The organism is Peterkaempfera podocarpi (genome assembly GCF_042466665.1).
Taxonomy (GTDB): Bacteria; Actinomycetota; Actinomycetes; order Streptomycetales; family Streptomycetaceae; genus Peterkaempfera; species Peterkaempfera podocarpi.
On the sequence record NZ_CP162102.1, the window covers coordinates 7575529 to 7597247 of the forward strand.

General features: G+C 71.2%; 16 protein-coding genes and 1 pseudogene. 8 read left to right on the top strand and 9 right to left on the bottom strand.

Annotated elements, in window-relative coordinates:
• Positions 1-63: 63 nt before the first annotated feature.
• Both AB0761_RS33170 and AB0761_RS33175 read left to right on the top strand, forming a co-directional pair.
• Positions 64-1629 carry an alpha-L-arabinofuranosidase B gene (locus tag AB0761_RS33170; RefSeq protein ID WP_377272945.1) on the top strand — a complete coding sequence of 522 codons (1566 nt, stop codon included), beginning with the start codon at positions 64-66 and terminating at the stop codon, positions 1627-1629.
• 1038 nt (positions 1630-2667) lie between these two features.
• On the top strand, positions 2668-3111 hold the full coding sequence (locus AB0761_RS33175; RefSeq protein ID WP_377272946.1) for a hypothetical protein: 444 nt from the start codon (positions 2668-2670) through the stop codon (positions 3109-3111).
• 115 nt (positions 3112-3226) lie between these two features.
• Here the strand turns inward: AB0761_RS33175 and AB0761_RS33180 are convergent, their stop codons facing one another.
• Positions 3227-4033 carry a dienelactone hydrolase family protein gene (locus AB0761_RS33180; protein WP_377272947.1) on the bottom strand — a complete coding sequence of 269 codons (807 nt, stop codon included), beginning with the start codon at positions 4031-4033 and terminating at the stop codon, positions 3227-3229.
• 412 nt (positions 4034-4445) lie between these two features.
• Between AB0761_RS33180 and AB0761_RS33185 the strand changes: the two genes are divergently transcribed.
• The 5 genes from AB0761_RS33185 to AB0761_RS33205 all read left to right on the top strand — a co-directional run bounded on the left by AB0761_RS33185 (position 4446) and on the right by AB0761_RS33205 (position 11048).
• The gene (locus AB0761_RS33185) at positions 4446-5213 is read left to right on the top strand and encodes an SDR family oxidoreductase (RefSeq protein ID WP_377272948.1); all 768 of its coding nucleotides are present in this window, start codon (positions 4446-4448) and stop codon (positions 5211-5213) included.
• A 270-nt stretch (positions 5214-5483) separates the two neighbouring features.
• Positions 5484-7040: a helix-turn-helix domain-containing protein gene (locus tag AB0761_RS33190; protein WP_377272949.1), complete on the top strand. Its 1557-nt coding sequence runs from the start codon at positions 5484-5486 to the stop codon at positions 7038-7040.
• Between the two features lie 529 nt (positions 7041-7569).
• Positions 7570-8481: a YceI family protein gene (locus AB0761_RS33195; RefSeq protein ID WP_377272950.1), complete on the top strand. Its 912-nt coding sequence runs from the start codon at positions 7570-7572 to the stop codon at positions 8479-8481.
• A 210-nt stretch (positions 8482-8691) separates the two neighbouring features.
• The gene (locus AB0761_RS33200; protein ID WP_377272951.1) at positions 8692-9828 is read left to right on the top strand and encodes an NADH:flavin oxidoreductase; all 1137 of its coding nucleotides are present in this window, start codon (positions 8692-8694) and stop codon (positions 9826-9828) included.
• Positions 9829-10079: 251 nt separating this feature from the next.
• The gene (locus AB0761_RS33205; protein ID WP_377272952.1) at positions 10080-11048 is read left to right on the top strand and encodes a hypothetical protein; all 969 of its coding nucleotides are present in this window, start codon (positions 10080-10082) and stop codon (positions 11046-11048) included.
• A gap of 671 nt (positions 11049-11719) precedes the next feature.
• Here the strand turns inward: AB0761_RS33205 and AB0761_RS33210 are convergent.
• From AB0761_RS33210 to AB0761_RS33245, 8 genes and pseudogenes are all read right to left on the bottom strand, one after another.
• Positions 11720-12589 carry a geranyl diphosphate 2-C-methyltransferase gene (locus AB0761_RS33210; RefSeq protein WP_377272953.1) on the bottom strand — a complete coding sequence of 290 codons (870 nt, stop codon included), beginning with the start codon at positions 12587-12589 and terminating at the stop codon, positions 11720-11722.
• A gap of 49 nt (positions 12590-12638) precedes the next feature.
• Positions 12639-13660: pseudogene (locus tag AB0761_RS33215) on the bottom strand (family 2 encapsulin nanocompartment cargo protein terpene cyclase).
• A 104-nt stretch (positions 13661-13764) separates the two neighbouring features.
• Positions 13765-15210 (bottom strand): family 2B encapsulin nanocompartment shell protein, encoded by a 1446-nt coding sequence (locus AB0761_RS33220; RefSeq protein ID WP_377272954.1) that lies wholly within the window; start codon positions 15208-15210, stop codon positions 13765-13767.
• Between the two features lie 854 nt (positions 15211-16064).
• Positions 16065-16925 carry an ABC transporter permease gene (locus tag AB0761_RS33225; RefSeq protein ID WP_377272955.1) on the bottom strand — a complete coding sequence of 287 codons (861 nt, stop codon included), beginning with the start codon at positions 16923-16925 and terminating at the stop codon, positions 16065-16067.
• A complete protein-coding gene (locus AB0761_RS33230; RefSeq protein WP_377272956.1) occupies positions 16885-17727 on the bottom strand; it encodes an ABC transporter ATP-binding protein in 843 nt (280 codons plus the stop codon). The genes AB0761_RS33225 and AB0761_RS33230 overlap by 41 nt, the downstream gene beginning before the upstream one ends.
• Positions 17724-18179: a MarR family winged helix-turn-helix transcriptional regulator gene (locus AB0761_RS33235; protein WP_377272957.1), complete on the bottom strand. Its 456-nt coding sequence runs from the start codon at positions 18177-18179 to the stop codon at positions 17724-17726. The genes AB0761_RS33230 and AB0761_RS33235 overlap by 4 nt, the downstream gene beginning before the upstream one ends.
• A gap of 286 nt (positions 18180-18465) precedes the next feature.
• Positions 18466-19113, bottom strand: coding sequence for a response regulator (locus tag AB0761_RS33240; protein ID WP_377272958.1), 648 nt, complete (start codon positions 19111-19113; stop codon positions 18466-18468).
• Positions 19098-20354, bottom strand: coding sequence for a sensor histidine kinase (locus AB0761_RS33245; protein WP_377274462.1), 1257 nt, complete (start codon positions 20352-20354; stop codon positions 19098-19100). The genes AB0761_RS33240 and AB0761_RS33245 overlap by 16 nt, the downstream gene beginning before the upstream one ends.
• 233 nt (positions 20355-20587) lie before the next feature.
• Here AB0761_RS33245 and AB0761_RS33250 point away from each other — a divergent pair, with 233 nt between their 5' ends.
• Entirely contained in the window at positions 20588-21028 is a 441-nt protein-coding gene (locus AB0761_RS33250) for a hypothetical protein (protein WP_377272959.1), read from the top strand.
• The last annotated feature ends 691 nt before the right edge of the window (positions 21029-21719 follow it).

The window sequence follows — 21719 nt, forward strand, 5'->3', positions numbered from 1 at the left end:
GGCGTCCGGCGGCCCGCTCCCATGCGCCGGGCTCCGTACCCGGCTCCCCTCTAGGAGGACTCTGTGTCCGCACCCATCACGGCTCGACTACTGAAGCGCCTCAGGAGGTGCGCGCTGTCCGCTGCCGCGGCCGTCGTGCTCATCGCCGGCGCGGTGGCGGGCGGTGCCCAGACCGCGCAGGCCGCCGGGACGCTGCCCTGCGACCTCTATGCGTCCGGTGGCACGGCCTGTGTGGCGGCGCACAGCACCACCCGTGCGCTCTACTCGTCGTACAACGGCGCGCTCTACCAGGTCAGGCGCTCGTCGGACAACACCACCCGCGACATCGGCGTCCTGAGCGCGGGCGGCTACGCCAACGCGGCCACGCAGGACTCGTTCTGCTCCGGCACGACCTGCGTCATCACCGTCATCTACGACCAGTCCGGCCGGGGCAACAACCTCACCCAGGCTCCCGGGGGCGGCGCGGCCGGCGGACCCGACAACCTCGCGAACGCGACCGCGGCGCCGATCACGGTCAACGGCCACAAGGCCTACGGGGTCTATGTCGCCGCCGGCACCGGCTACCGCAACGACCACACCTCGGGCATCGCGACCGGGGACCAGTCGGAGGGCATGTACGCGATCTTCGACGGCACGCACTACAACGGTGGCTGCTGCTTCGACTACGGCAACGCCGAGACCAGCAACAACGACACCGGCAACGGCCATATGGAGGCCATCTACTTCGGCAACATCAAGGTCTGGGGCTACGGCGCCGGCAACGGCCCCTGGGTCATGGCCGACCTCGAGAACGGCCTCTTCTCCGGGGTGAACGCGGGCTACAACGCCAATGACCCCTCCGTGAACTACCGGTTCCTGACCGCCATGGTCAAGGGCGGGCAGAACCAGTGGGCGATCCGCGGCGGCAACGCGCAGTCGGGCGGCCTGTCGACCTTCTACAGCGGAGCGCGCCCGAACGTCTCGGGCTACAACCCGATGCACAAGGAGGGGGCCATCATCCTCGGCATCGGCGGTGACAACAGCAAGGGTTCCGCCGGCACCTTCTACGAAGGCGTGATGACCTCCGGCTACCCCTCGGACGCCACCGAGAACGCCGTGCAGGCCAACATCAGCTCGGTCGGCTACACGACCTCGTCGTCCTCGGGTTCGGGATCGCTGACGCCCGGTTCGCGGATCTCCCTGCAGGCCACGACCGCGTGCTGCACCGGTGACTACATCCGGCACGACGACGCCGACACCAATGTGGTGATCTCGGGGATCTCCTCGTCCAGTTCGGCGACGGACAAGGCCGATGCCACCTGGATCGTGCGGGCGGGTCTGTCCAACAGCTCGTGTGTGTCCTTCGAGTCGGCCAACGACTCCGGCCAGTATCTGCGGCACTACAACTACCAGCTCCACCTGAACGCCAACGACAGCACCTCGCAGTTCGCGCAGGACGCCACGTTCTGTCCGCAGGCGGGCCACAACGGGCAGGGCTACTCCTTCCAGTCCGCCAACTACAGCACCAAGTACCTGCGCCACTACAGCTACACCGTCTACATCGCCTCCGACGGTGGTTCGAACACCTGGGACAGCGCCACCTCCTGGAGCGATGACACCAGTTGGGTGATCGCTCAGCCCTGGTCCTGACCACCACCGCAGCCATCCCGTAACACCCGCACGGCACGGGGCCGCGCCATCGCTGACCGATGGCGCGGCCCTCTGTGCGGCCGGGTGCCGGGTGCTGGGCGCCGGGGGCGGGGCGGCGCCAGGGGTGGACGCTTCGGCGTCGGGGCTTCTCCCGACACTTCCCAGGGCGGGAAGGAGTTCCCCGGTGATCGCTGGAATGGGGATGTGCCGCATGCGGAGTGCACACTCGGCAAGAGGCGGGGGAGATCGGATGTGCGCACGGGCGGCGGAGCCGTACGTACCCGCACTCCGTCAATCCCGGAACAGCGACCGGGGTGAAGCGGAAATCCGGCCAGTGGGCAGCCGGTCGTGGACCAGCGGGCAGCAGTCGTGCACGGGTGAGTTCGTCATCAGGATGCGGCAGAACAACCGGACGTCCCTATTTCGATCAAGGACGTCGACATGCGGTCCGCAGGCCTGGCCGCACTGGGTGACGGCGGGCTTCCCGGCGGATTCAGGGCCGACGACAAGCGGGGCCGACGGGCAGCGGAGCGGTGGCGACCGCTGGGCTGCGCCGCAAACGCCGATCGGAACCTGAATTCGCGCCGGCGGAGCCGTCGTGATCGGCTTCCTGCTGCCTTCCGGGGCCTGGCCGGCGGTGCGGGAGGACGTGTGTCCACCGGTGCCGACCTGTATGTCTTCCGCCGATGGCCGGAAATCGATTGGCCCTCCCGAATGTTCGGTCACGACCTGCGCTGTCGTTCCACGGTGCACTCCTCTCGCCTGGGTTGATGTGTTTCCCTGCCGCACCGCCGACCGGGCGCGGCGGCAGCGGGCCCTGCGCAATTCGTTGACCGGCATAGCGGTCAGCTCTATAGTCTATTCGGTTTCACGGACGGAGTTCGAGATTACGAACATCATATGCGGGACTCGATGCCGCCCGGCCGTACGTGTCGTCACACGGGAGATCACGTGATCCATATCGCTCTGGGACACATGCACCCGCTCGATCCGGAGGGCGACCCTCTCGGCCGCAGTTATGCCGGCTGGTGCCCGGGGATGACCGACAGCCAGCTGTATCAGGCCAACCGTGGCTGCTATCGGTTCGAGTCCCGGGCGCACGCCGAGCGGTATGTGCTCTTCTCCGCAGAGGGAGTGATCCGTCAGGCGTTACGGATCGACGCCATCGTGCCGGCCGGCCCCTATGAGGCGGTCGAGGGAGAGATCCTGGCCCCGGGCGACCCGGTCCACGACACCTATGTCACCAGGCCCTCGCCCATGAACGGGGTGCGCGGAGTCGTCACCTACCTCGACGGCCCGTCGACCGTTCCCGTCCCGCGATGCGCATGCGGCTGCGGGGAGCCGGTCGGATACGGGCGCTTCAGGCCCGGTCACGACAGTGACGCCCTGTACGAACGCGTGGCCCGCATCGGGACGGTCCAGGACTTCCTGCGCTGGTTCGACCGCGTCCATCCGGCCACCTTCGAGTCCCCGACCTCCTGAGCGGCAGCGAAGCCGCCGGCGCACCCGTCCCGCGATGCCCGAGTACGGCGAGGACGGGTGCCCGATTGCCGCAGGCCTGCGGCCGAGGTCCGGAGGGCCGGGCCCCGTACCGGACTCAGGGGCGCAGCCGACGGTTCAGGAACGCCACGACCTCGTCTCGGGCCCGGAGGGCGGGATGGCCGGGCGTCTCGCGGAGTTCATGGGTCAGAACCGAGTGCGCATGACGGCTGAAGCCCGCGCTGTTGCCCGGGGAGGAGTCGAGCTCGATGCACTCGAAGGCGCTTCCCAGCTGCTCGCGAAGGGTCGCGAACCGCTCGGCCGGGGCCATCCGGTCCTCGCTGAAGCGCAGGCCCAGCACACACAGCCCGGCGTTCCTCGTCCGGTCGGCGACCTGCCGCAGCTCGGCGGGGGAGAGACCCGGGTCCGTACGGCGGGCGGCGGTGAGGGCGAGCGGGACCGAGGGCTGGCTCATGACCGGGGCGAGGACCACCTCGTCCACGGCGGCGGCCAGGGCGAATCCACCCGTGAAGCACATACCGATGACACCCACACCCGGGGCCGGGGTCCGTGCGGCCAGGTCACGGGCGAGCGCGCGCAGATAGTCGGCGACCGGCCGGGAGGCATGCGTCGTCAGCGCTCGGAACTCCGCGGAGACGCAGACACGGACACCCACAAGCAGCGCACGGGCCGCAGAGTCCGGCTTGCCGGGCCTGCCGAACAGTGAGGGGATCACCACGGTGAACCCCTCGGAGACCAGGTGCTCTCCCAGCGCGAGCACCTCGGTCGTGACACCGGGCACCTCCGGGATCAGCACCACCCCGGGCCCTTCGCCCTTCTCGAAACAGTCGTGGATGAGACCGGCGAAGCCGAAGGGAGCGTTGTGCCAACCGGAGAGATCGGCGACCGGAGCCGTGTCCGCCATGGTCCCTGCCTCAGGTGTGCGTCTGGTGCGGACGGGCCGCCTGGTCGCTGCTGAACTGCTGCCGCACGGTCGCGGATGCCTGCGTCGGCGAGTCGGGCCCATCCATACGGACGAGCCAGGCATCTGACGATCAGTCATGGATGACGGTACCGGACGCCTCGTCACGACCGCAGCCCACGCAGCCGCCTGCCGATCCTCCGCCGCTCCGGCGCACACGGCCTCGCGGAGACGGGGACCGCAACAGAACCGGGTCACCGCGGTGGGCACCGAGCAGCCCCGCCCCGGGTGCTGCCGCGGAACGATCCCCTCCCGATCACGTCCGTCCGTATGTCACAGCCGGCCGGGCTGCCTCGTCTCGGGTCCCGAAGAGCGGTTCCGAGAGGAACACCCCATCCAGCAGAGAGAGACGGTCATGAGCGAGCAGACCGCACACCGCAAGGTCGCCCTGGTCACCGGGGCGAACAAGGGCATCGGCCGTGGGGCTGCCGAGCAACTCGCCGCCCTGGGCATGACGGTGCTGATCGGGGCCAGAGACCCGCGGCGCGGGGAGGAGGCCGCGGCCGCGCTGCGCACGGCAGGCGGCGACGTACACACGGTCCCGCTGGACGTCACCGACCTGACCACCGTCCAGGAGGCCGCGCGGCAGATCGAGGAGCGCTTCGGCCGCCTCGATGTGCTGATCAACAACGCCGGGATCAGCGGCTCCGGGCAGGTCTCGCCCCAGGACGCCCACGACCAGGTGCCCAGCTCCGTCGACCTGGACATGGTCCGGAGGGTGTTCGAGACCAATGTCTTCGGGGTGATCGCGGTGACCAACGCCATGCTCCCCCTGCTGCGGCGGTCTGCGGCGCCGCGCATCGTCAACGTCAGCAGTCATGCCGCGTCACTGGCCCTCACCAGCGACCCGGACGGCCCCATGGCGGCACTGCTGCCGTCGGCGGCGTACTCGCCCTCCAAGAGCGCGCTGACCGCGCTGACCGTGCAGTACGCCAATGAGCTGCGGAAGGACGGCATCCTGGTCAACGCCGCCGCCCCCGGCTACGTGGACACGGACAGCAACAACCACACCGGGTTCCTCACGGTCGCCCAGGGCGCCGCCGTCCTGGTGCGCCTGGCCACGCTCGGCGAGGACGGACCCACCGCCGGGTTCTTCAGCGAGGAGGGCCCGCTTCCCTGGTGACGGGTGGGCCGGACCGCCGCGGACGGGTGGGCCGGGCAGCCTCGGTGAGGCTCGCGGCGGCGGCCCTCCGATGGATGACGGGACATCAGAACACGCCGTCGAGGGCGTATGCCGGCACACCGGTGCTCCCGACCGGCGGACGGAATTCCGTCCGCCGGTCGGGCCGGGGACGTCCTGCGACTGCGTCGAATCCCTGGGGCTGCCCCGTTGTGCAGGAGTGCAGAGGTGCGAGGCTTGACCCAGTGGCCGCGGGAAACGGGAGGTCGGACCGTGGGAACGCTGGGATACGCCGAGGATCTCGACGAACTGCTGCGGGTGGTGCGGCGGCAGGGGTCGCTCGCCGATGTGCTGCGCTGGCTGGGGCGCCGGATCGGGGCGGAGGCCGCCTGGCTCAGTGGCAGGGGGACGGTTCAGGCCGCGACGCCGGGGTTTCCCGGTGCGGTGCTCGACGCGCTCGCTGAGCAGCTGGGACGGCTGGCGGCCGGGCGGCTGGCCGCGGCCACGGCACGGGTGGGCGGGGCGGAGGTGCGCCTCGAGGCATTCGCGGGACGTGAGCCGCGGCCGGTGCTGGTGACGGTCAGCGCCGCTGAGCTGCCGCAGGAGGCAGCCGTGCTGGCGTCGCGGACCGGGGGTCTGGTGGAGCTGCTGGGCCGGGCACTGGAGGCCGACGACAGCTCACGCGGGTTCGAGCAGAAGGCACGGCAGGTGCGGTTCGCGGTGCTGACCGCGCTGATGGCGGGGGACATCACCCTCGCCAGGCGGATGACCACCGGTGATGTGCCGCCGCTGCTCACCGCCGAGAGGGCCCGGGTGTACCTGCTGCACTGCCCTCCGGCCGACCGCGACCGGCTCGTCCGCGCCTATCAGGACGCCTCCGGATACCACGGACCGGATCTGATGGTGCACTGCCCGGCGTTCGAGGAGCACCTGATATGCCCCGTCGCCGAGGACGCCGACGCAGCCGGCCGGCTCGGCCGGGGCGCGGTACTGCGGCGCCTGGTCGAGGAGAATCCCGCCTATGCGCTGGGCGTCAGCAGACCGCACCCGCTCGACGCCACGGCCAGGGCCTACGGCGAGGCCCTGCACGCCCTGGCCGTCGCCCGCAACTCCCCCCGGCGCCTGGTGGCCTACCGGGGCCGGCCCTCACTGGTGGACCTGCTGCCCAGCCGGGACGCCGTCGCCTGGGCCCGTGCGTATGTGCAGCCGCTGCACACCGTCCCGAGGCTCACCGTCGACATCATGCGCCTGGCCGTGACCTTCCCTCGCGCCGCCGTGGCCCGCCTGCTGCAGATCAGCCGCAACACCGTCGCCGCGCACTGCCAACGGGCGGAGGAGGCCATGGGACTGGACCTCGGTGAGGTCCGGGTCCGTGCGACGCTCGACCTGGCGCTGTCGCTCAGCGCTGTCCACGGGGGTCTCCAGTTCCACCCGGGAGATCCCGGTGGTCCCGCTGAGGCAGCGGAGTCCCGGGAGCCTGTGCCGAGCCTGGAGGACCTGCTCGCGACCCGGCCGGCGAGGACCTGGGCGGAGTCGTTCCTGGCGCCGCTCCGCGACGCCGGGCACGACCACCTGTACGTCACCGCGCGGGCCTGGATCGAGGCCAACGCCGACGCCCAGCGGACCGCCGGGCAGCTGGGCGTCAGCCGCAACACCGTCCGGTCCCGGCTGCGCGTCGCCGAACGCCTGCTGCAGCGTGACCTGCTGACGACCGGCCAGGGCGTCCACGACCTGGTGCACGCCGTGCGGACGGTGTCTGGGCAGTGTGCACAGCCGGAAGCCGAGGGTGAGCACCGTGCACGGTGGTCCGGGTGGTACGCCACCTCCTAACGTGCTCGGTGGCAGGCACGGGGGAGCTGCCGTAGCAGGCCCGATGCCGAGGAGCCGCGCCGGCGGCTCCCGGCGTCGGCCGCCACCCTCCCTTGCGCGTCCGGCCTCCGGATGCCTGGGCGCCGCCGATCATCGAAGCGGCCGGGCCGTCGCTCTCAGCCGTCACTTCGGCGGCCGGCCGGCCCAGGGTGATCGGCCCGGACGTACGGACAAGGACCGGACCGGCCCGCTCGGCCCGCACCTCGATGCCGCCCTGCTGCGGACTGTCCAACCCGGTCTCCGCCGTCGCCCCGCAGACTCGTGCTTCCGGATGTGCCCGGTGCCGCCCACGCGGGGACGGTCGACCGCAGGTTCGCCGCACATCGTGCGATGTCGTGAAGATGTTCATACGCGTTGATCACCCCTCGGCGGAAGAAGTGCATGTCAAGGGGGATAGTCTGCCTACTGACGATCCGGGTCGGCCAGCAGGCGCCGACCTGCCGGCAACGACAGGATCCCCCTCCGGGCGGTCCGGCGAAGGAGGACGGCGATGCCTCTCGGGCTGCTCCGAGGCAGGCGTTCACGGGCGAGCGGCGGCGGCACACCCCTGCTGCCGACGCCGCCCCGAGGGTCGGGCGTCCTCAGCTGCGAAGTGCTGGACCCGATGGGCACCGCGCTGCGTGGTGCGGAGATCACCGTCTACGAGGCGGTGACCCGTACCCCGGTGGTGACGGCCACCAGCGACCCCTTCGGCCGGTTCGTCGCCACGCTGCCGCCGGGGCAGTACCAGGTGGTGGTGAGCGCGGACAGCCTGGAATCGGTCCGCTCGGAGGTCACTGTGGCATCCGGCGAGCGTGTCGACGCCGGATCGGTGCAGCTGATGCCGTCCCCGCTCAAGGAGCTGCCGATCGCGGGATCCTGGGTCTTCGACCCGCCGCACACCGCCATCCGCTTCATCGCGCAGCACGTCGGCATGGCCCACGTCCACGGCCGGTTCACCAACTTCAAGGGAGGCATCCGGATCGGGGAGCGGATGGAGGACTCGCACATCGAGATCACCATCGACGCCGCCTCCATCACCACCGGCAACAAGACTCGCGACACCCATCTGCGGTCGGCCGACTTCCTCGATGTGAAGCGCTACCCCTATCTGCACTTCAGCAGCGACCGTCTGATCCACCGCCACGGCGCCAAGTGGACGGTGCAGGGTGCGCTCAGCATGCACGGCATCAGCCGCTCCGTGCAGTTGGACACCAACTACCTGGGCATGGTCAACGGCGGCTACGGCGAGGAGTTGCGCTGCGCCGCCCTGGCCACCAGCGAACTCCACCGCGAGGACTTCACTCTCAACTGGCGTTCCATGCTGGCCCGCGGGATCGCCGTCGTGGGCCCCCGCATCAAGCTGGAGCTCGACGTCCAGGCCATGTTCAAGGGCCCGGGGATGCCGACGCCCCCGGAGTGACACGGTCACTGTCCGATGCGCGCGGCAAGGGGCCCGTACGCCCCGGCCGGGCCCGGTACGCACAGCCGTTCTGCGGCCGGGCGGGTTCCGTGCATACCGCTTCGCCTCCTGCGGCTGTGTGAGTGGCACAACAGGCCGGGGCGGATGAATCCGCCCCGGCCGCGGCGTTGTCCCAGGAGGGCCGCCCCGGGGAGGGCGGCCCTCCTGGGAATGAGGAGTATCAGCGTGCAGTCCAACACCATCGCCGAGCGTGCCGCGCAGGCGCTGTTCCGACCCTTCTCGGTGGGCAGCCTGACGGTCCCGAACCGGATCGTCATGGCACCGATGACCCGTGAGTTCTCACCCGGCGGTGTGCCCGGTGCGGACGTCGCGGACTACTACGCCCGCCGCGCCGCCGGCGGTACCGGACTGATCGTCACCGAGGGCACGTATGTCGACCACCCGTCGGCGGGGCTGAGCGACCGCGTGCCGCGCTTCCACGGCGAGGAGTCCCTGGCCGGGTGGGCCGCGGTGGCCGAGGCGGTCCACCGGGAGGGCGGGCGGATCGTTCCGCAGCTGTGGCATGTGGGCATGGCCAGGAGCGCGGGCGCGCCGCCGTTCCCCGACGCCCCGCCGGTCGGCCCTTCGGGCATCGGACTGGACGGTTCCGAGTCGGGCCACGCCCTGACCCAGAGCGACCTCGACGACCTCGTCGCGGCCTTCGCCGCTGCGGCGGCGGCCGCCGAGCGGATCGGCTTCGACGGGATCGAGTTGCACGGTGCCCACGGCTATCTGATCGACCAGTTCCTGTGGGAGGGCACCAACCGCCGCAGCGACGCCTACGGCGGCGATCCGGTGGCCCGTACCCGGTTTGCCGCCGAGATCGTGGCGGCCTGCCGCAGCGCGGTCTCGGCCGACTTCCCGATCCTCTTCCGCACCTCCCAGTGGAAGATGGGCAACTACGACGCACGCCTGGCCACCACGCCCGAGGCCCTCGAGGCGATCCTCGCCCCGCTGGCCGCAGCGGGCGTGGATGTCTTCCACTCCTCCACGCGCCGCTACTGGCTGCCGGAGTTCGAGGGCTCCGACCTCAACCTTGCGGGCTGGACCAAGAAGCTCACCGGAAAGTCGGTCATCACCGTCGGATCGGTCGGCCTGGACAATGAGTTCACCGCGGCGTTCAGGGGCGAGGCGGCCGGGGTCTCGGACATCCGGCCCCTGCTGGACCGGCTGGAGCGCGACGAGTTCGACCTGGTTGCCGTCGGACGCGCACTGATCGCCGATCCCGAATGGGCCGCGAAGATCCGCGACGGCCGAGCCGGGGACCTGGCCCCGTTCTCGCCTGCCCTCCTCGGCTCCCTGCGCTGACGGATCCCGCCTCCATCGGTCCGGCCGGTACGGCATCGGTCGGCCGGTGCAGCATCGGTCCGGGCGGTGCAGCATCGGTCCGGGCAGGGGCGGTGCCACCGGCGCCATGGCTGCGTCGGTGGCACCGCCCTGCCCGGGGCCGACCGGATTGAGTGCCGCGCCCGCCGCGTCCGTATCCATGGACGGCGGCTCACCGCAGGGGTGGCCGGTGGACGCCGCGGGGACGCGGCGAGAACAGGGGGAGGGACTCGATGCCTGGTCCTCTCGGGTTCGGTGGGAGTGCGGGTGGTGTGCGGCGGCGGGTGGCTGCCGCCGTCGCCGCGGTGGCAGCCGCGGTGGTTCTGGCGGGGGCGCCGTCGGCATGGGCGGGTGGTGGGGGGACGCTCGCGGATGCGGAGATCTCTCCCGGGCTGGTGGTGGGAGGGACAGCGGCCCAGGGCACGGTGGCCCTGGCTGCGCCGGTGGACGTGGACACCCCGGTCGCCCTGTCGAGCACGGACTCGTCGGTGCTGACGGTGCCGGGCTCGGTGACGGTTCCGGCGGGGGCGACGACAGCGTCGTTCACGGTCACGACGTTCGCGTTCTCCGGGCCGGGGGAGTTCGCCTGCGTCAACGCCACCGCGGGTGGCGTGACCCGCACGCCGTGCCTCAATGTCAACCCTTCGCCGCTGGGCGGCCCGGGGGCGACCGCGGTGACCTTCAGCCCCGCCGCCGTCGGCGGCGGCAGCCCGGCCACCGGGACCGTGGTGCTCTCGGGCAAGGCCGACGGGAACACCTCGCTGGTGGCCTTGTCGAGCAGCAACCCGGCGCTGCTGGGCGTCCCGGCGAGTGTGGTGCCGGTGGCCGGACGGAACACCGTGGCGTTCCCGGTGACCACCGCACCGGTCAGCGCGGCGACCTCGGTGACGGTCACCGCGACCGTGGACGGGGTCAGCGCCTCGGGGACGCTGACCATCACCCCGGCCACCGCACCGCCGACCAGCGACCAGGTGCGCATCACCCGTGCCCAGTGGGACCGCGGGATCCTGCGGATCGAGGCGACCAGCAGCAATCCGAATGCGATCCTGGGGGTCTATCTCACCGCGTCGGATTCGTTCATGTTCGGCCTGACCAGCGTCGGCGGCGGCAAGTACCAGGCCCAGCACCAGTGGCTGGACAACCCGCTGGAGATCACCGTCAGGAGCAACCTCGGCGGCAGCGCCACGGCGTCCACTGGCTGAGTGCCCGAGTGCCCGAGTGCCTGCGTGCCCGAGTGGCTCGGCGGCTGACGGGGTGACCGGCTGAGCGTACGACGGCGGATCGGGAGCGGGGCGGGGCCGGGGTCACTGCGGCCCCGCCCCGCTCCTCCCGGGCTGCCGGTGAGTTTCCGGGTCCGCCGGGCTGACCGTGCCGCGACCGCCGGTCGGCCGGCGGCCGACGGGCGTGACGGCCGGCGCCGGCCGTTGGAGCTGCTGCTCGACGGAGTGCGCGCAGGCCCCACCGCATCCCGCCTGCCCGCACCCGCGCTCAGTACCGGGCAGCTCGGCGAGGTGCTGCTCAACCTCGGTCGTCAGAGTCAGGGTTGAGGCCTGCGGAAGCACCCCGCGGTCGCGGCCCGGACGGACGGTTGGACTGACGGCTGCCGGCCGGCCGGGCCGCCGGTGGTCCGGGCCATCGGCGTTCCAGGTCACCGGTGGACCGCCCCGCCGATGGCCGCGCCCCCGGTCGCAGCGCGGGCGGCGCTGCGACCGGGGACGTCGATGCGGGTCGCACGGTGAGGTGTCCCTGCCGCTCCCGTGGACCGGGGACGGCCCGTCCCCGGGAGCGGCCTGGATGCATCCACCTCTCGCGTCTCCACCATTCCGTCGAACGGTGTGCGGGCGACCGGGCAGGTGTCCCCGCAAGGGGTCTTTCAGACCCGGTCGGCCACGATCAGCAGATACTGGAAGCTGCCGTTGCGGTAGGCGGTCAGAAACGTGTCCTCGATGCCGGTGACCAGGTGCTCGGCCTGCTTGCGCAGTTCCCAGTACGGGATGGTGGCGTCGGTCAGGTCCTCCACATGGACGGGCACCAGCCGGTTGGCGGCCATCGCCCTGAAGTACGCCGACCGGGGGTGGATGTCGCAGATGTAGTGGGAGTTGATGAGGGACACCTCGCGCGAGGCACGCCCGTAGGTGTCGTTGTAGCAGCCGGTGACCGTCACATAGCGCCCGCCGCGGCGCAGCAGCCGCGCGTGTTCGGCGAAGAGCAGGTCCAGTTCGACGTACATGGTGGACTCGTTGTTCCACGAGGCAGCGTAGGCGCCGGTGCGGAAACCGGTGTCGAGCATGTTGCGGTGGTGGTAGCGCACCTTGTCGCCGATGCTGCGCTTGCGGGCCTGCTCATTGGCGAAGTCGGCCTGCTTGCGCGAGATCGTGACGCCGTCCGCGTGGCAGCCGTACCGCAGATGGGCCACCACGCTGCCGCCGCCGCGTCCGCAGCCGGCGTCGAAGACGCGGTCGGTGGGAGCGAGCGGCCCGAGATGGCCGGCGAGGAGTTCGGCCTGGGCCTGTTCCAGCCGGTGGAGTTCGGCGGTGGTCCGCGTGCGGCGCCGGGCTGCGTCCGGCTCGTCGAGGACGGACCAGTCGACCTCTCCCACGCCGTAGTGGTGGTGGTAGAGGTCGTCGATCTTCCCGAGTTCGACGTTGACCGGGTTCTCCTCGGCGTTCCAGTAGTCCGCGACGCGGGTCTGGTACGTGGACTGGGTCGGCACCGGTGCTGTGGTGGTGTCGGCGGTCGTCAACGGTTGCTCCTCGTGGTTGTGCTGGTGGAACTGGTCGGATACGCGGGGACTACCAGTAGTCGGGCAGGTGGTATCGGTGGGTGTTGGTGGCGTGCCACTCGTGGTTGCCCGAGACCCAGGCCGCGAGGCCGGTGGCGTACCGCCCGACGAGCGGGGAGGCGGCCGACAGGGCCGCGGACTCCTCCTCGAAGGCCTGCATGATCCGGTTGTGGACCTCGACCGCCCTCAGGTAGGCGGCCTTGAGCCCGCACCGCTCGTTCGCCGCGATGACCTGAGGCAGATTCAGGTGGGTGGGGTCGTGGGCCAGCTCCTTGGTGAAGGAGTACAGGTCGTTGACGATGGTGGTGGCGTTGCAGGCGAGTGCGGTGATCCGCTGGATCTCCGGCTGCGCGTAGACGGCCTCGGGCAGTTCGTAGCCGTCCACGGCGTCGACGATCGACAGGCAGGGACGGAAATTGTTGAACTGCCGCATCACCAGGTACTCCCACACCCTGGGCACATACCTGGTCTCGGTCCAGGCGGCCTCGGCGAGGTAGCCGAGGTGGAGCCGGGCGATGTCGTGCACAAAGCGGATCGACTGGCTGGACGTGGCGAAGGCGGCGTAGTCCTTGACGGCCCGGTGGTACGAGCGCAGCGGGCCGTCCGCCTGCATGCCGAGCTGCCACTGCTCCTCCAGTTCGGGGGTGCCGTGGTAGGGGTCGATCGCCGACTGGGCCATGATCAGCCGACCGCCCAGTCCGCGCGGTGAACCGCCCTTGCCCTCGCTCTCGCAGTAGCAGTCGTCGACGAGGTTCTCGGCCAGCAGCAGTTCACCGGCCACGGTGAGGCGCTCCAGGTCGACCGCGCCCGGGTGCTGGAGCACGACGGCCCTGCCGACCTGGAACCCGGCGAAGTCCTCCAGCCAGGCCGGGGGAACAGGTCGAACCGGCGGGCCCACTCCTCCAGCCTGCGGTCGACCTCGCTGACCTTCTCGGGGTCGGCGGGTACCGCCGGCCGGTACCGCAGCCCGGGAATGGGCCCACCGCGCCGCGGCGGCCGCAGTGCACGGGAGGGACTCGGCGGACCCGGCAGGCGGAAGGGGGAGGCGGACGGGGCGTCGGCCGACGGTGCCGACGAGGCCGGCCCGGCCGCGGCGGCGTCCGGCGGACCGGGGGTGGCGGACTCGGTCGGCGCGTTCACTCGGCGGTCCGTCCGAGCTGCACGTTCTCCAGTACCCCGACGGCGTCGGGCACCAGCACGGCCATCGAGTAGTAGGCGGTGACCAGGTACTTGGTGATCGCGTTCTCGTCGATGCCCATGAACCGTACGTTCAGGCCCGGTTGGTACTCCTCCGGGATGCCCGTCTGGTGGAGACCGACGACCCCCTGGTCGGCCTCGCCCGTGCGCAGCGCGATGATGCTGCTGGTGTGCCGCGCACTGACCGGGATCTTGCCGCAGGGGAAGATCGGGACGCCTCGCCAGGCGGGGACCTGGTGCCCGTCGACATCCGCGCTGCCCGGTACCAGGCCGCGTTTGTTGCACTGCCGGAAGAAGGCCGCGACGGCCTTGGGATGGGCGAGGAAGAGCCGGGTCTTGCGCCGCATGGACAGCAGTTCGTCGAGGTCGTCCGGGGTCGGCGGGCCGGTCAGGCTGCTGATCCGCTGCCCGTGGTCCGCGTTGTGCAACAGCCCGAACTCGCGGTTGTTGACCAGCTCCCACTCCTGGCGCTCGCGGATCCCCTCGATGGTCAGGCGGAGCTGCTGCTCGGTCTGGTCCATCGGGTCGTTGTAGAGGTCGGCGACCCGGGTGTGGACACGCAGGACGGTCTGGGTGAGGGAGAGTTCGTACTCGCGCGGGGTGAGGTCGTAGTCGACGAACCCGCCGTCGATGGTCGGCTCGCCCGTATGCCCGGCCTGCACGGGGAAGTCGGCCTCGCCCTTGCGGTTCATCGGCCGTTTCTGCTGTTCCGCATAGGTGCTCAGATGGGCGGCGAGGGACGGTGTGCGTCCGACGAGGTCCTGGAGGGTGCCCCAGGGGAGTGTCAGCACCACCCCGGCGGTGTCGGCCCGCACCGAGCTGGGCCACCGGGGGTCGGCCCGGCCGATGGCCTCGTCCCCCAGCTGGTCGCCGTCGGTGACCGTGCCGAGGACCGCCTCCTCGCCGTACTTGCCTGCGGTGAAGCGGGTGAAGCGGCCGTGGACGACCAGATATGCCTCCGTGACGGGCTGCCCCGCCTCGAGAAGCACCTCCCCGGGGCGCATGGCCCGCACCTGGAACCGTGAGGAGAGCTCCCTCAGCACCCCGGTGTCGGAGTACCCGCGCAGCGCAGGCAGTTCGGTCAGTGTCTCGGGGATGACCCTGATGTCGTCGGCGCCGTTCTGCTCGAACTGGACCTTCCCCCGTCCGACCCGCAGCTGGAGCCGCCGGTTGACCCGGTAGGTGCCGCCCTTGACGTCCACCCAGGGCAGCATCTTGAGCAGCCACCGCGAGGTGATGCCCTGCATCTGCGGTTCGGACTTGGTAGTGGTGGCGAGCTGACGCGCCGCCCGGGTGCCGATGCTGGTGGGCTGCCCGTCTGATGCCGCGGGCCCGATGTCGGGCACGGGCTCGGCGGATCCGTCGGCACTTTCGGGGACAGGCACATTCCCTCCCGGTTCAGAACTGGTACACGAATGGATGCGAACGCGTAAAAGGGGGCTGAGAAGGGCGGCGGCGGATGGGCGGTGAATTACTGGAAAATCGGTTGCAAAGTTACGCCGGGTCTGTACTCATTCGACGCCATGCCTTCTCACTACGCATACGGAGCGATCGCTGGTGGATATATGCACCTCGGGCGGGACAACTATTCCGGGCGTCGCTCGGGAAACAGAGCAAGCGGGGGGCGCTTCCGTGGCCGGGGGGCGCGAAACCCGCGGCGGCGCGCGGGTGGGCTCCGGATGCGCGCCGCTTCGGCAGGCGCCCGCCCCGCCTGGGAGTCCTGTCGTTCCGGCCCATCGCTACCCGGCTGACCTGCGGTGACAGTGCCGCCGGGTGGATGTCGGGTTCCGGTCCACCTGGCAGCCGGGCGTGCCCGGTCCCCGCTCGAAGCGGCCGGGCACCGGCGGCCCGCCACGTCCCTCCGCTCGGATTGTCACGATTTTAGGAGGATGCGCCGATGCGATTTTCCATGGGGCGGGTGGGAATCGGCGGTGATGGGTTCGGCGGGTCCGCGTCCACGCAAGAGATATGCGCGGCACCTGATCCGGTGGTTTGGCCCCGTCATTGCCCGCCGCGCCCGGACCCATGGCAGACATCGGCCGGCCGGTTGAGATGTCCGGTGCCGTACGGGGATTTCCATGCAATGACCGCACCCGGCAGTCGGCCGAGTGCGGTCATTGCCGGACGCGAGGCCCGCTCCGGTGAGTCCCGGTCGGACCCGGTGGATGCGGCTGCTGCTGCGCCCGGTCGGCCGGGGCACCCGGTGCACGCCCAGTGCCCCGGCTGCCGAAGGCGTCGATCAGCGGGCCAGGCGCCCCAGCAGGGCGGAGGCCGAGACGATGCCGAGCGCGGCTGCCAGGGCCAGGACCCCGAAGTCCGCAGCCAGATGGGCGTGGATGCCCAGCAGCAGGCCGCGCAGGGCGTCCACCTGGTAGCTCAGCGGATTGACCTTGCTGATGGCCTGGAGCCAGCCGGGCATCACCGCCACCGGGTACAGCGCGTTCGAGCCGAAGAACAGCGGCATGGTGATGGCCTGTCCGATACCCATCAGGCGGTCGCGGGTGAGCACCACACCGGCGATGGTCATGGAGAGGCAGGAGAAGAACGCGGAGCCCAGCACCACCACCGCGGCGACACCCAGCAGCCGCAGCGGGTTCCAGGTCATCCCGACGCCCAGCAGCGCGGCGATGACGATCACCACCACCGCCTGGATCACCGACTTCACCCCTGCGGCGAACGCCTTGCCGGTCACCAGGGCGGCCCGAGGCGTCGGGGTGACCAGCAGTTTGGTGAGGACGCCGGAATCCCGCTCCCAGATGATCATGATGCCGTAGAAGATGGCGATGAACATCGCGGACTGGGCGATGATCCCCGGTGCCAGGTAGTCCAGATACGGGATGCCCCCGGTGGGGATCGCCCGGATCCGGGTGAAGGTCTCACCGAAGATCAGCAGCCACAGTGCCGGCTGCACCGCGCGGGTGTACAGCTCGGTGCGGTCGTGGCGCAGCTTCTGGAGCTCCACCACGCACATCGCACCCACCCGGGCGGGCGCCTGCCGCCACCCCGGCCGCGCGGGTGGGGCGGTGAACAGCAGGCGTGGCTCGGCCGCCGGACGGGGCTCAGCCGACACGGGAGGCGGTGCGGCGGGTGCGTCGGACATCGCGGAAGTCCTCTCCTGCGGGCTTGTCGAGCCGGCTGCCGGCGAAGTGCCGGAAGACGTCCTCCAGGGTCGGCGGCGCTCCCGTGCCGCCGTCGGCGGGCAGTTGCGCCTTCAGCTCCTCCGGTGTGCCCAGCGCCCGGATGCGGCCCTGGTGCATCAGGGCGACCCGGTCGCAGTACTGGTCGGCCTCGTCCATGTAGTGCGTGGTGACCAGCACGGTCATCCCGGTGGCCGTACGGATCTCGGTGATCCGGTCCCAGACGCCGGTACGGGCTATCGGGTCCAGGCCGATGGTGGGCTCGTCCAGGATCAGCAGTCTGGGGGCGCTCACCAGTGCCTGGGCCAGTTCCAGCCGCCGCACCATGCCGCCGGAGTAGGTGGACGCCATCCGGTCGGCGGCGTCGGCCAGGTCCACCGCCTCCAGCGCCTGCGCCACCCGCTCGGCGCGCTCGGCGCGCGGGACGTCGAAGACCCGGGCGAAGAGTGCGACGTTCTCCCGGCCGGTCAGCCCGGAGTCGGCGGAGAGCTGCTGCGGCACATAACCGAGCAGCCGCCGCACCGCCATCCGGTCGCGGGCGACATCCTGCCCGAAGACCCGGACCATCCCGGCCGGGACCGGGAGCAGGGTGGTGATGGCGCGGATCGCGGTGGTCTTCCCGGCGCCGTTGGGGCCGAGCAGTCCGAAGACCTCACCTGCCCGCACGGACAGGTCGAGGCCGTCGACGGCGCGGGTGTCGCCGAAGGAGTAGATCAGGCCGGTGCAGCCGACCGCCTCCGCGGCCGGGTCGGACGGTGCGGTCATGGGGCCTCCGCCTCCTCGTGGAGTCCTTCGGCGATCCGGCGCAGTGCCGGCAACGCTGCGGTCAGTGCGGCCCGGTCCTCGTCGGACAGCCGGGCCAGCTGCTCGCCGACCAGGGCGGCACGCCGGTCCTCCCAGGCGCGCAGCCGGGCGTCGGCCGCAGGGGTGGTGTGCAGCAGTGCGGCCCGGCGGTCCGCCGGGTCGGTCTCTCGTACCAGCAGCCCCGCCGCCACCAGCTGGTTCACCAGCGTGGAGACGGAGTTGCCGGCGAGCCGCAGCTCCCGTGCAGCGGCCGAGACCCGCAGCCCCGGGCTGTCCTGGACCAGACGCAGCAGCTCGACCTGGGCACCCCGCAGCCGGGTTCCGGTCAGCCCGTGGCGGAGGCGGCGGCGTACCAGGCGCTGGATGCCGGCCAGCAGCCCGGCGAGCTCGGCTATGGGGTCGGTGGCAGCCACATCTTCAGATTAGCTCTTATTGAGAGGTATTTGAAGGGGCGCATGCCCACGGTGCACGAAGCGTGGGGGAGCGCGGGACCGCATGCGACGGTGCGGGGGTCTCAGGCACAGCTCCCACGCCTGACGGTGCTCGTCGGCGGTGCTGGTCGACCGTGCCGATCGGCGGCCTTGCGTCTGGCACCTGCGCCATGGCCACGGGGTGCCGGGTCGGGATGCCGACCCGGGACCGCCGCCCGGCCCCGGCAGTCCTGCCGGCGGTGGAGCGGACACGGGAGGGCGGTTCAGGTCATGGCTTGTTGAGGTAGGCGAGAACGGCGAGGACGCGACGGTTGTTGTCGTCGTCATCGGTGATACCGAGCTTGCCGAACAGGGACGTCGTGTACTTGCTGATGGCGCTGGGGCTGAGGAACAGCCGCCGGCCGATGGCCTGGTTGGACAGCCCTTCGGCCATCAGGCCGAGCACGGAGTGCTCACGCTCCGTCAGCTGCTCCAGGTGGCGGTTCGAGGGCCCGGTGGACAGCAACGCGGCGACCACGGCAGGGTCCATGGCCGTCCCGCCCTTGGCGACCCGTTCCAGGGCGTCGATGAACTGGTCGGAGTCGAACACGCTCTCCTTGAGGAAATAGCCGACGGCACCGGTGCCGTCGGCCAGCAGCTCGCGGGCGTAGAGCTGCTCGACGTGCTGGGAGAGGACCAGGACCGGCAGTCCGGGCACTTCGCGACGGGCGGCAAGAGCAGCCCGCAGTCCCTCGTCCGACTGGGTCGGCGGCATCCGGACGTCGACGACGGCGACATCCGGCCGCACGCTCAGCAGAGCGTCGAGCGTCTCGGGGCCGGTGGCCGCCTGCGCCACCACCTGGTGTCCATATGCCTCGATGAGGCGGACCAACCCCTCGCGCAGGAGGTAGAGGTCTTCGGCTACAACGATTCGCATGGCACCATCATCGTCGCGCGGGTCGGGCCGCCTGCCGGACTGGTGATCTCCAGGGTGCCGTCGAAGACCGCGAGCCGCCGGCGCAGCCCCGCGAGCCCGCCGTCGGCACGCACGGTGGCTTCGCCGCGGCCGTCGTCCTCGACGCCGACGACAAGGGCGGTGTCGTCCACGGTGACGGAGATCCGCGCCCGGGTCGCGCGGGCGTGCTTGGAGGCGTTGGTCAGCAGTTCGGCGATCCCGAAGTACATCGCGGACTCGATCGGCGGGTCCAGACGGAGCCGGAGTTCGGCGCTCACCTCGACCTCGAGCGGGCTGTCCAGGGCGAGAGCGCGTACGGCGTCGACGAGTCCGCGTTCGGTCAGCACGGGCGGGTTGATGCCCCTGACCAGTTCACGGAGTTCGGTCAGCGAGGTGGCGGCGCCGGCCCTCGCCTCCCGCATCAGCTCCCTGGCCCGGTCGGGATCGGTCTCCATCAGCTTCTCCGCGGTCGCCAGCGAGAGTCCGAGCAGGACCAGGCGGGCCTGCGCCCCGTCGTGCAGGTCCCGTTCGATCCGGCGGATCTCGGCGGCCTGGGCGATCGTGGCATCCGCGCGCTGGGCCGTCAGTTCCTCGACCCGCTCCGCCAGCGCCGCCGTGGGCGAGGTGCCCAGAAAGCGGGCGGCCACCGGCTCGATGGGCCGCCAGGCGTACGGCGCACTGCCGGCGGCCACGACCAGTCCGAGCACCCCGAGGGCGTGCAGGGCGATCGAGGAGCGGGCGAACCCGAGGACCGCGACAGTGATCCCGGCCGGCGGGACGGCGGCGACCACGCCCGCGGTGAACGGGGCGATCGCCGTGAAACGCAGGTCACGCCAGTTGGCCGGATCGGTCCACCGGGTCCGCCACCGTTGGTCCATGAGGGCGTCCCGACGGGTGCGTTCGTAGGAGAAGCCGTTCCACCAGTAGCCGGTGGACATCCGCACCACCGGAGGGGCCTGCCGGTAGCCGCCGGGGATGTCGGTGGCCGTCCACCGTGCGACCAGGCGGCGGACCATCGTGCAGACGGGGCGCGTCAGCGCGAGGGTGCCCACACAGGCCCACAGGGACACCGGCAGGAACGACCACGGGTTGGCCGACCACCAGAACCCCCACACCACGGCGACCGCCCACACGGCCGGGACCAGCATGCTGACCACCGTCACCGTGCACGCCCGCACCAACCCCACTCCGGCACTCGCCGACCACGACATCAGCCGTCGCATGACCATGCCCTCCCGCTTCACCATTCCGGCCGCGGCACCCCTGTGCCGCCACGCAGCCGGATCCCGCCGGTTCCACCTGACGGTTCCACTGTGCGCCGTGGAAAGCCTGGTCCCCGCAGGGTCGGCCGGGAAGTGGGTCCAGCCCCACCGTGCCGTACGTCCAGCTGCATACCGCGCCGTTCGCGGCCTTCGTAGCGTCGGAAGCACACCGACGACACGAAGGGCCCAACGCCATGAAGACCGCCGACCGCACCGTCATCGAGTCCACCCACCGCACCCCTGTGCCCGTCCGACGGGCCTTCGACAGGACCAGGATGCTGGTCGCCGCCTATGGCGCGCTCAGCACCGCGGTCCTCGTCACGGTCGTCATCCGGGCGATCGCCGGCCAGGAGGTGACCTCGTTCATGTGGGGCCGGTCAGCCGGAGTGCTGGTGAGCGCGGCGGCGAGCTACTGGCTGACCGGCCTCGCCGCCCGGGGAGCGCGATGGGCCTATGTGCGGGTGCGCATCATCTCGATCGTCATGCCCTTCGTGATCATCGGGATCGACACGATCCCCGGGCTCCTCCCGGCCTGGTTCATCGTGATGCAGGCCATCTGCGCCGCAGCATTGGCCGCGGCCGCCTTTGTCGTCAACGGACCCCGACTGCGTGCCGCCTTCCCCAAGGCACGCTGACCCCCGCCACTCCCGGGGCCGTTGCGCCCCGGCGGCCGGCCCCGGGACTGTCGAGCCGGTGCGCAGACGACGGGCGGGACGGCTCCGGATGCACCGTCGGCGCCTCCGACCACGACGTGCTTCGGGCCGCCCGAACCGGCGAGGACCGCGACAACTCACCCGGCGGGAGAGGCCTGCACCGTGGATATGAGCGTCGCGGTCACGGCACAAACCATGGTGAAAGCCGCAGGCGACGGCTGCGGCTGCCGGGGCCGATGCCCGGTTATGCGAATTCGGTCCTGCCGGGCGGCCGATCCCCTCGGTGATAAGCGCGGCAGTGTTCGGGCGGCGCAGAAATCGCCGTCGACACCATCAGGCACACGGGCGGTGTCCCGGACCGCGGCGAGCAGGAGACCGAAAAACAGGAGAGGGCGGCACACCTGGAATGGGCACTGCCGTGAAATGAGCGGATACGAGTGGCGTGCGGCGGCCGGAAGGGACTCCGGCCGCCGCCGCACCGCCTGGACCGCGTTCCCGGGCCCGGCTGCCGGCCCAGCTCTCCTGACGGTCTGCCGGCTGCTCCGAGTGGCGGTGCCCGGCCGGTACCCCTCGGGCCGGGTCTCGCCGCGTACATCGCCGAGGGCCCCCGGTGCCGCGAGGGCCAACGCTCCGGCCGGCTCCTGAGCCGCCGACTCGGTCGGCGGGATGCACC

What these genes read in the sequence shown, in the direction of transcription:
- AB0761_RS33240 (WP_377272958.1), bottom strand. Translation starts at nt 19,113, where the DNA reads ATGCGAATCGTTGTAGCCGAAGACCTCTACCTCCTGCGCGAGGGGTTG.
- AB0761_RS33205 (WP_377272952.1), top strand. Translation starts at nt 10,080, where the DNA reads ATGCCTGGTCCTCTCGGGTTCGGTGGGAGTGCGGGTGGTGTGCGGCGG.
- AB0761_RS33195 (WP_377272950.1), top strand. Translation starts at nt 7,570, where the DNA reads ATGCCTCTCGGGCTGCTCCGAGGCAGGCGTTCACGGGCGAGCGGCGGC.
- AB0761_RS33245 (WP_377274462.1), bottom strand. Translation starts at nt 20,354, where the DNA reads ATGCGACGGCTGATGTCGTGGTCGGCGAGTGCCGGAGTGGGGTTGGTG.
- AB0761_RS33175 (WP_377272946.1), top strand. Translation starts at nt 2,668, where the DNA reads ATGACCGACAGCCAGCTGTATCAGGCCAACCGTGGCTGCTATCGGTTC.
- AB0761_RS33230 (WP_377272956.1), bottom strand. Translation starts at nt 17,727, where the DNA reads ATGACCGCACCGTCCGACCCGGCCGCGGAGGCGGTCGGCTGCACCGGC.
- AB0761_RS33200 (WP_377272951.1), top strand. Translation starts at nt 8,692, where the DNA reads ATGAGGAGTATCAGCGTGCAGTCCAACACCATCGCCGAGCGTGCCGCG.
- AB0761_RS33180 (WP_377272947.1), bottom strand. Translation starts at nt 4,033, where the DNA reads ATGGCGGACACGGCTCCGGTCGCCGATCTCTCCGGTTGGCACAACGCT.
- AB0761_RS33185 (WP_377272948.1), top strand. Translation starts at nt 4,446, where the DNA reads ATGAGCGAGCAGACCGCACACCGCAAGGTCGCCCTGGTCACCGGGGCG.
- AB0761_RS33250 (WP_377272959.1), top strand. Translation starts at nt 20,588, where the DNA reads ATGAAGACCGCCGACCGCACCGTCATCGAGTCCACCCACCGCACCCCT.
- AB0761_RS33225 (WP_377272955.1), bottom strand. Translation starts at nt 16,925, where the DNA reads ATGTCCGACGCACCCGCCGCACCGCCTCCCGTGTCGGCTGAGCCCCGT.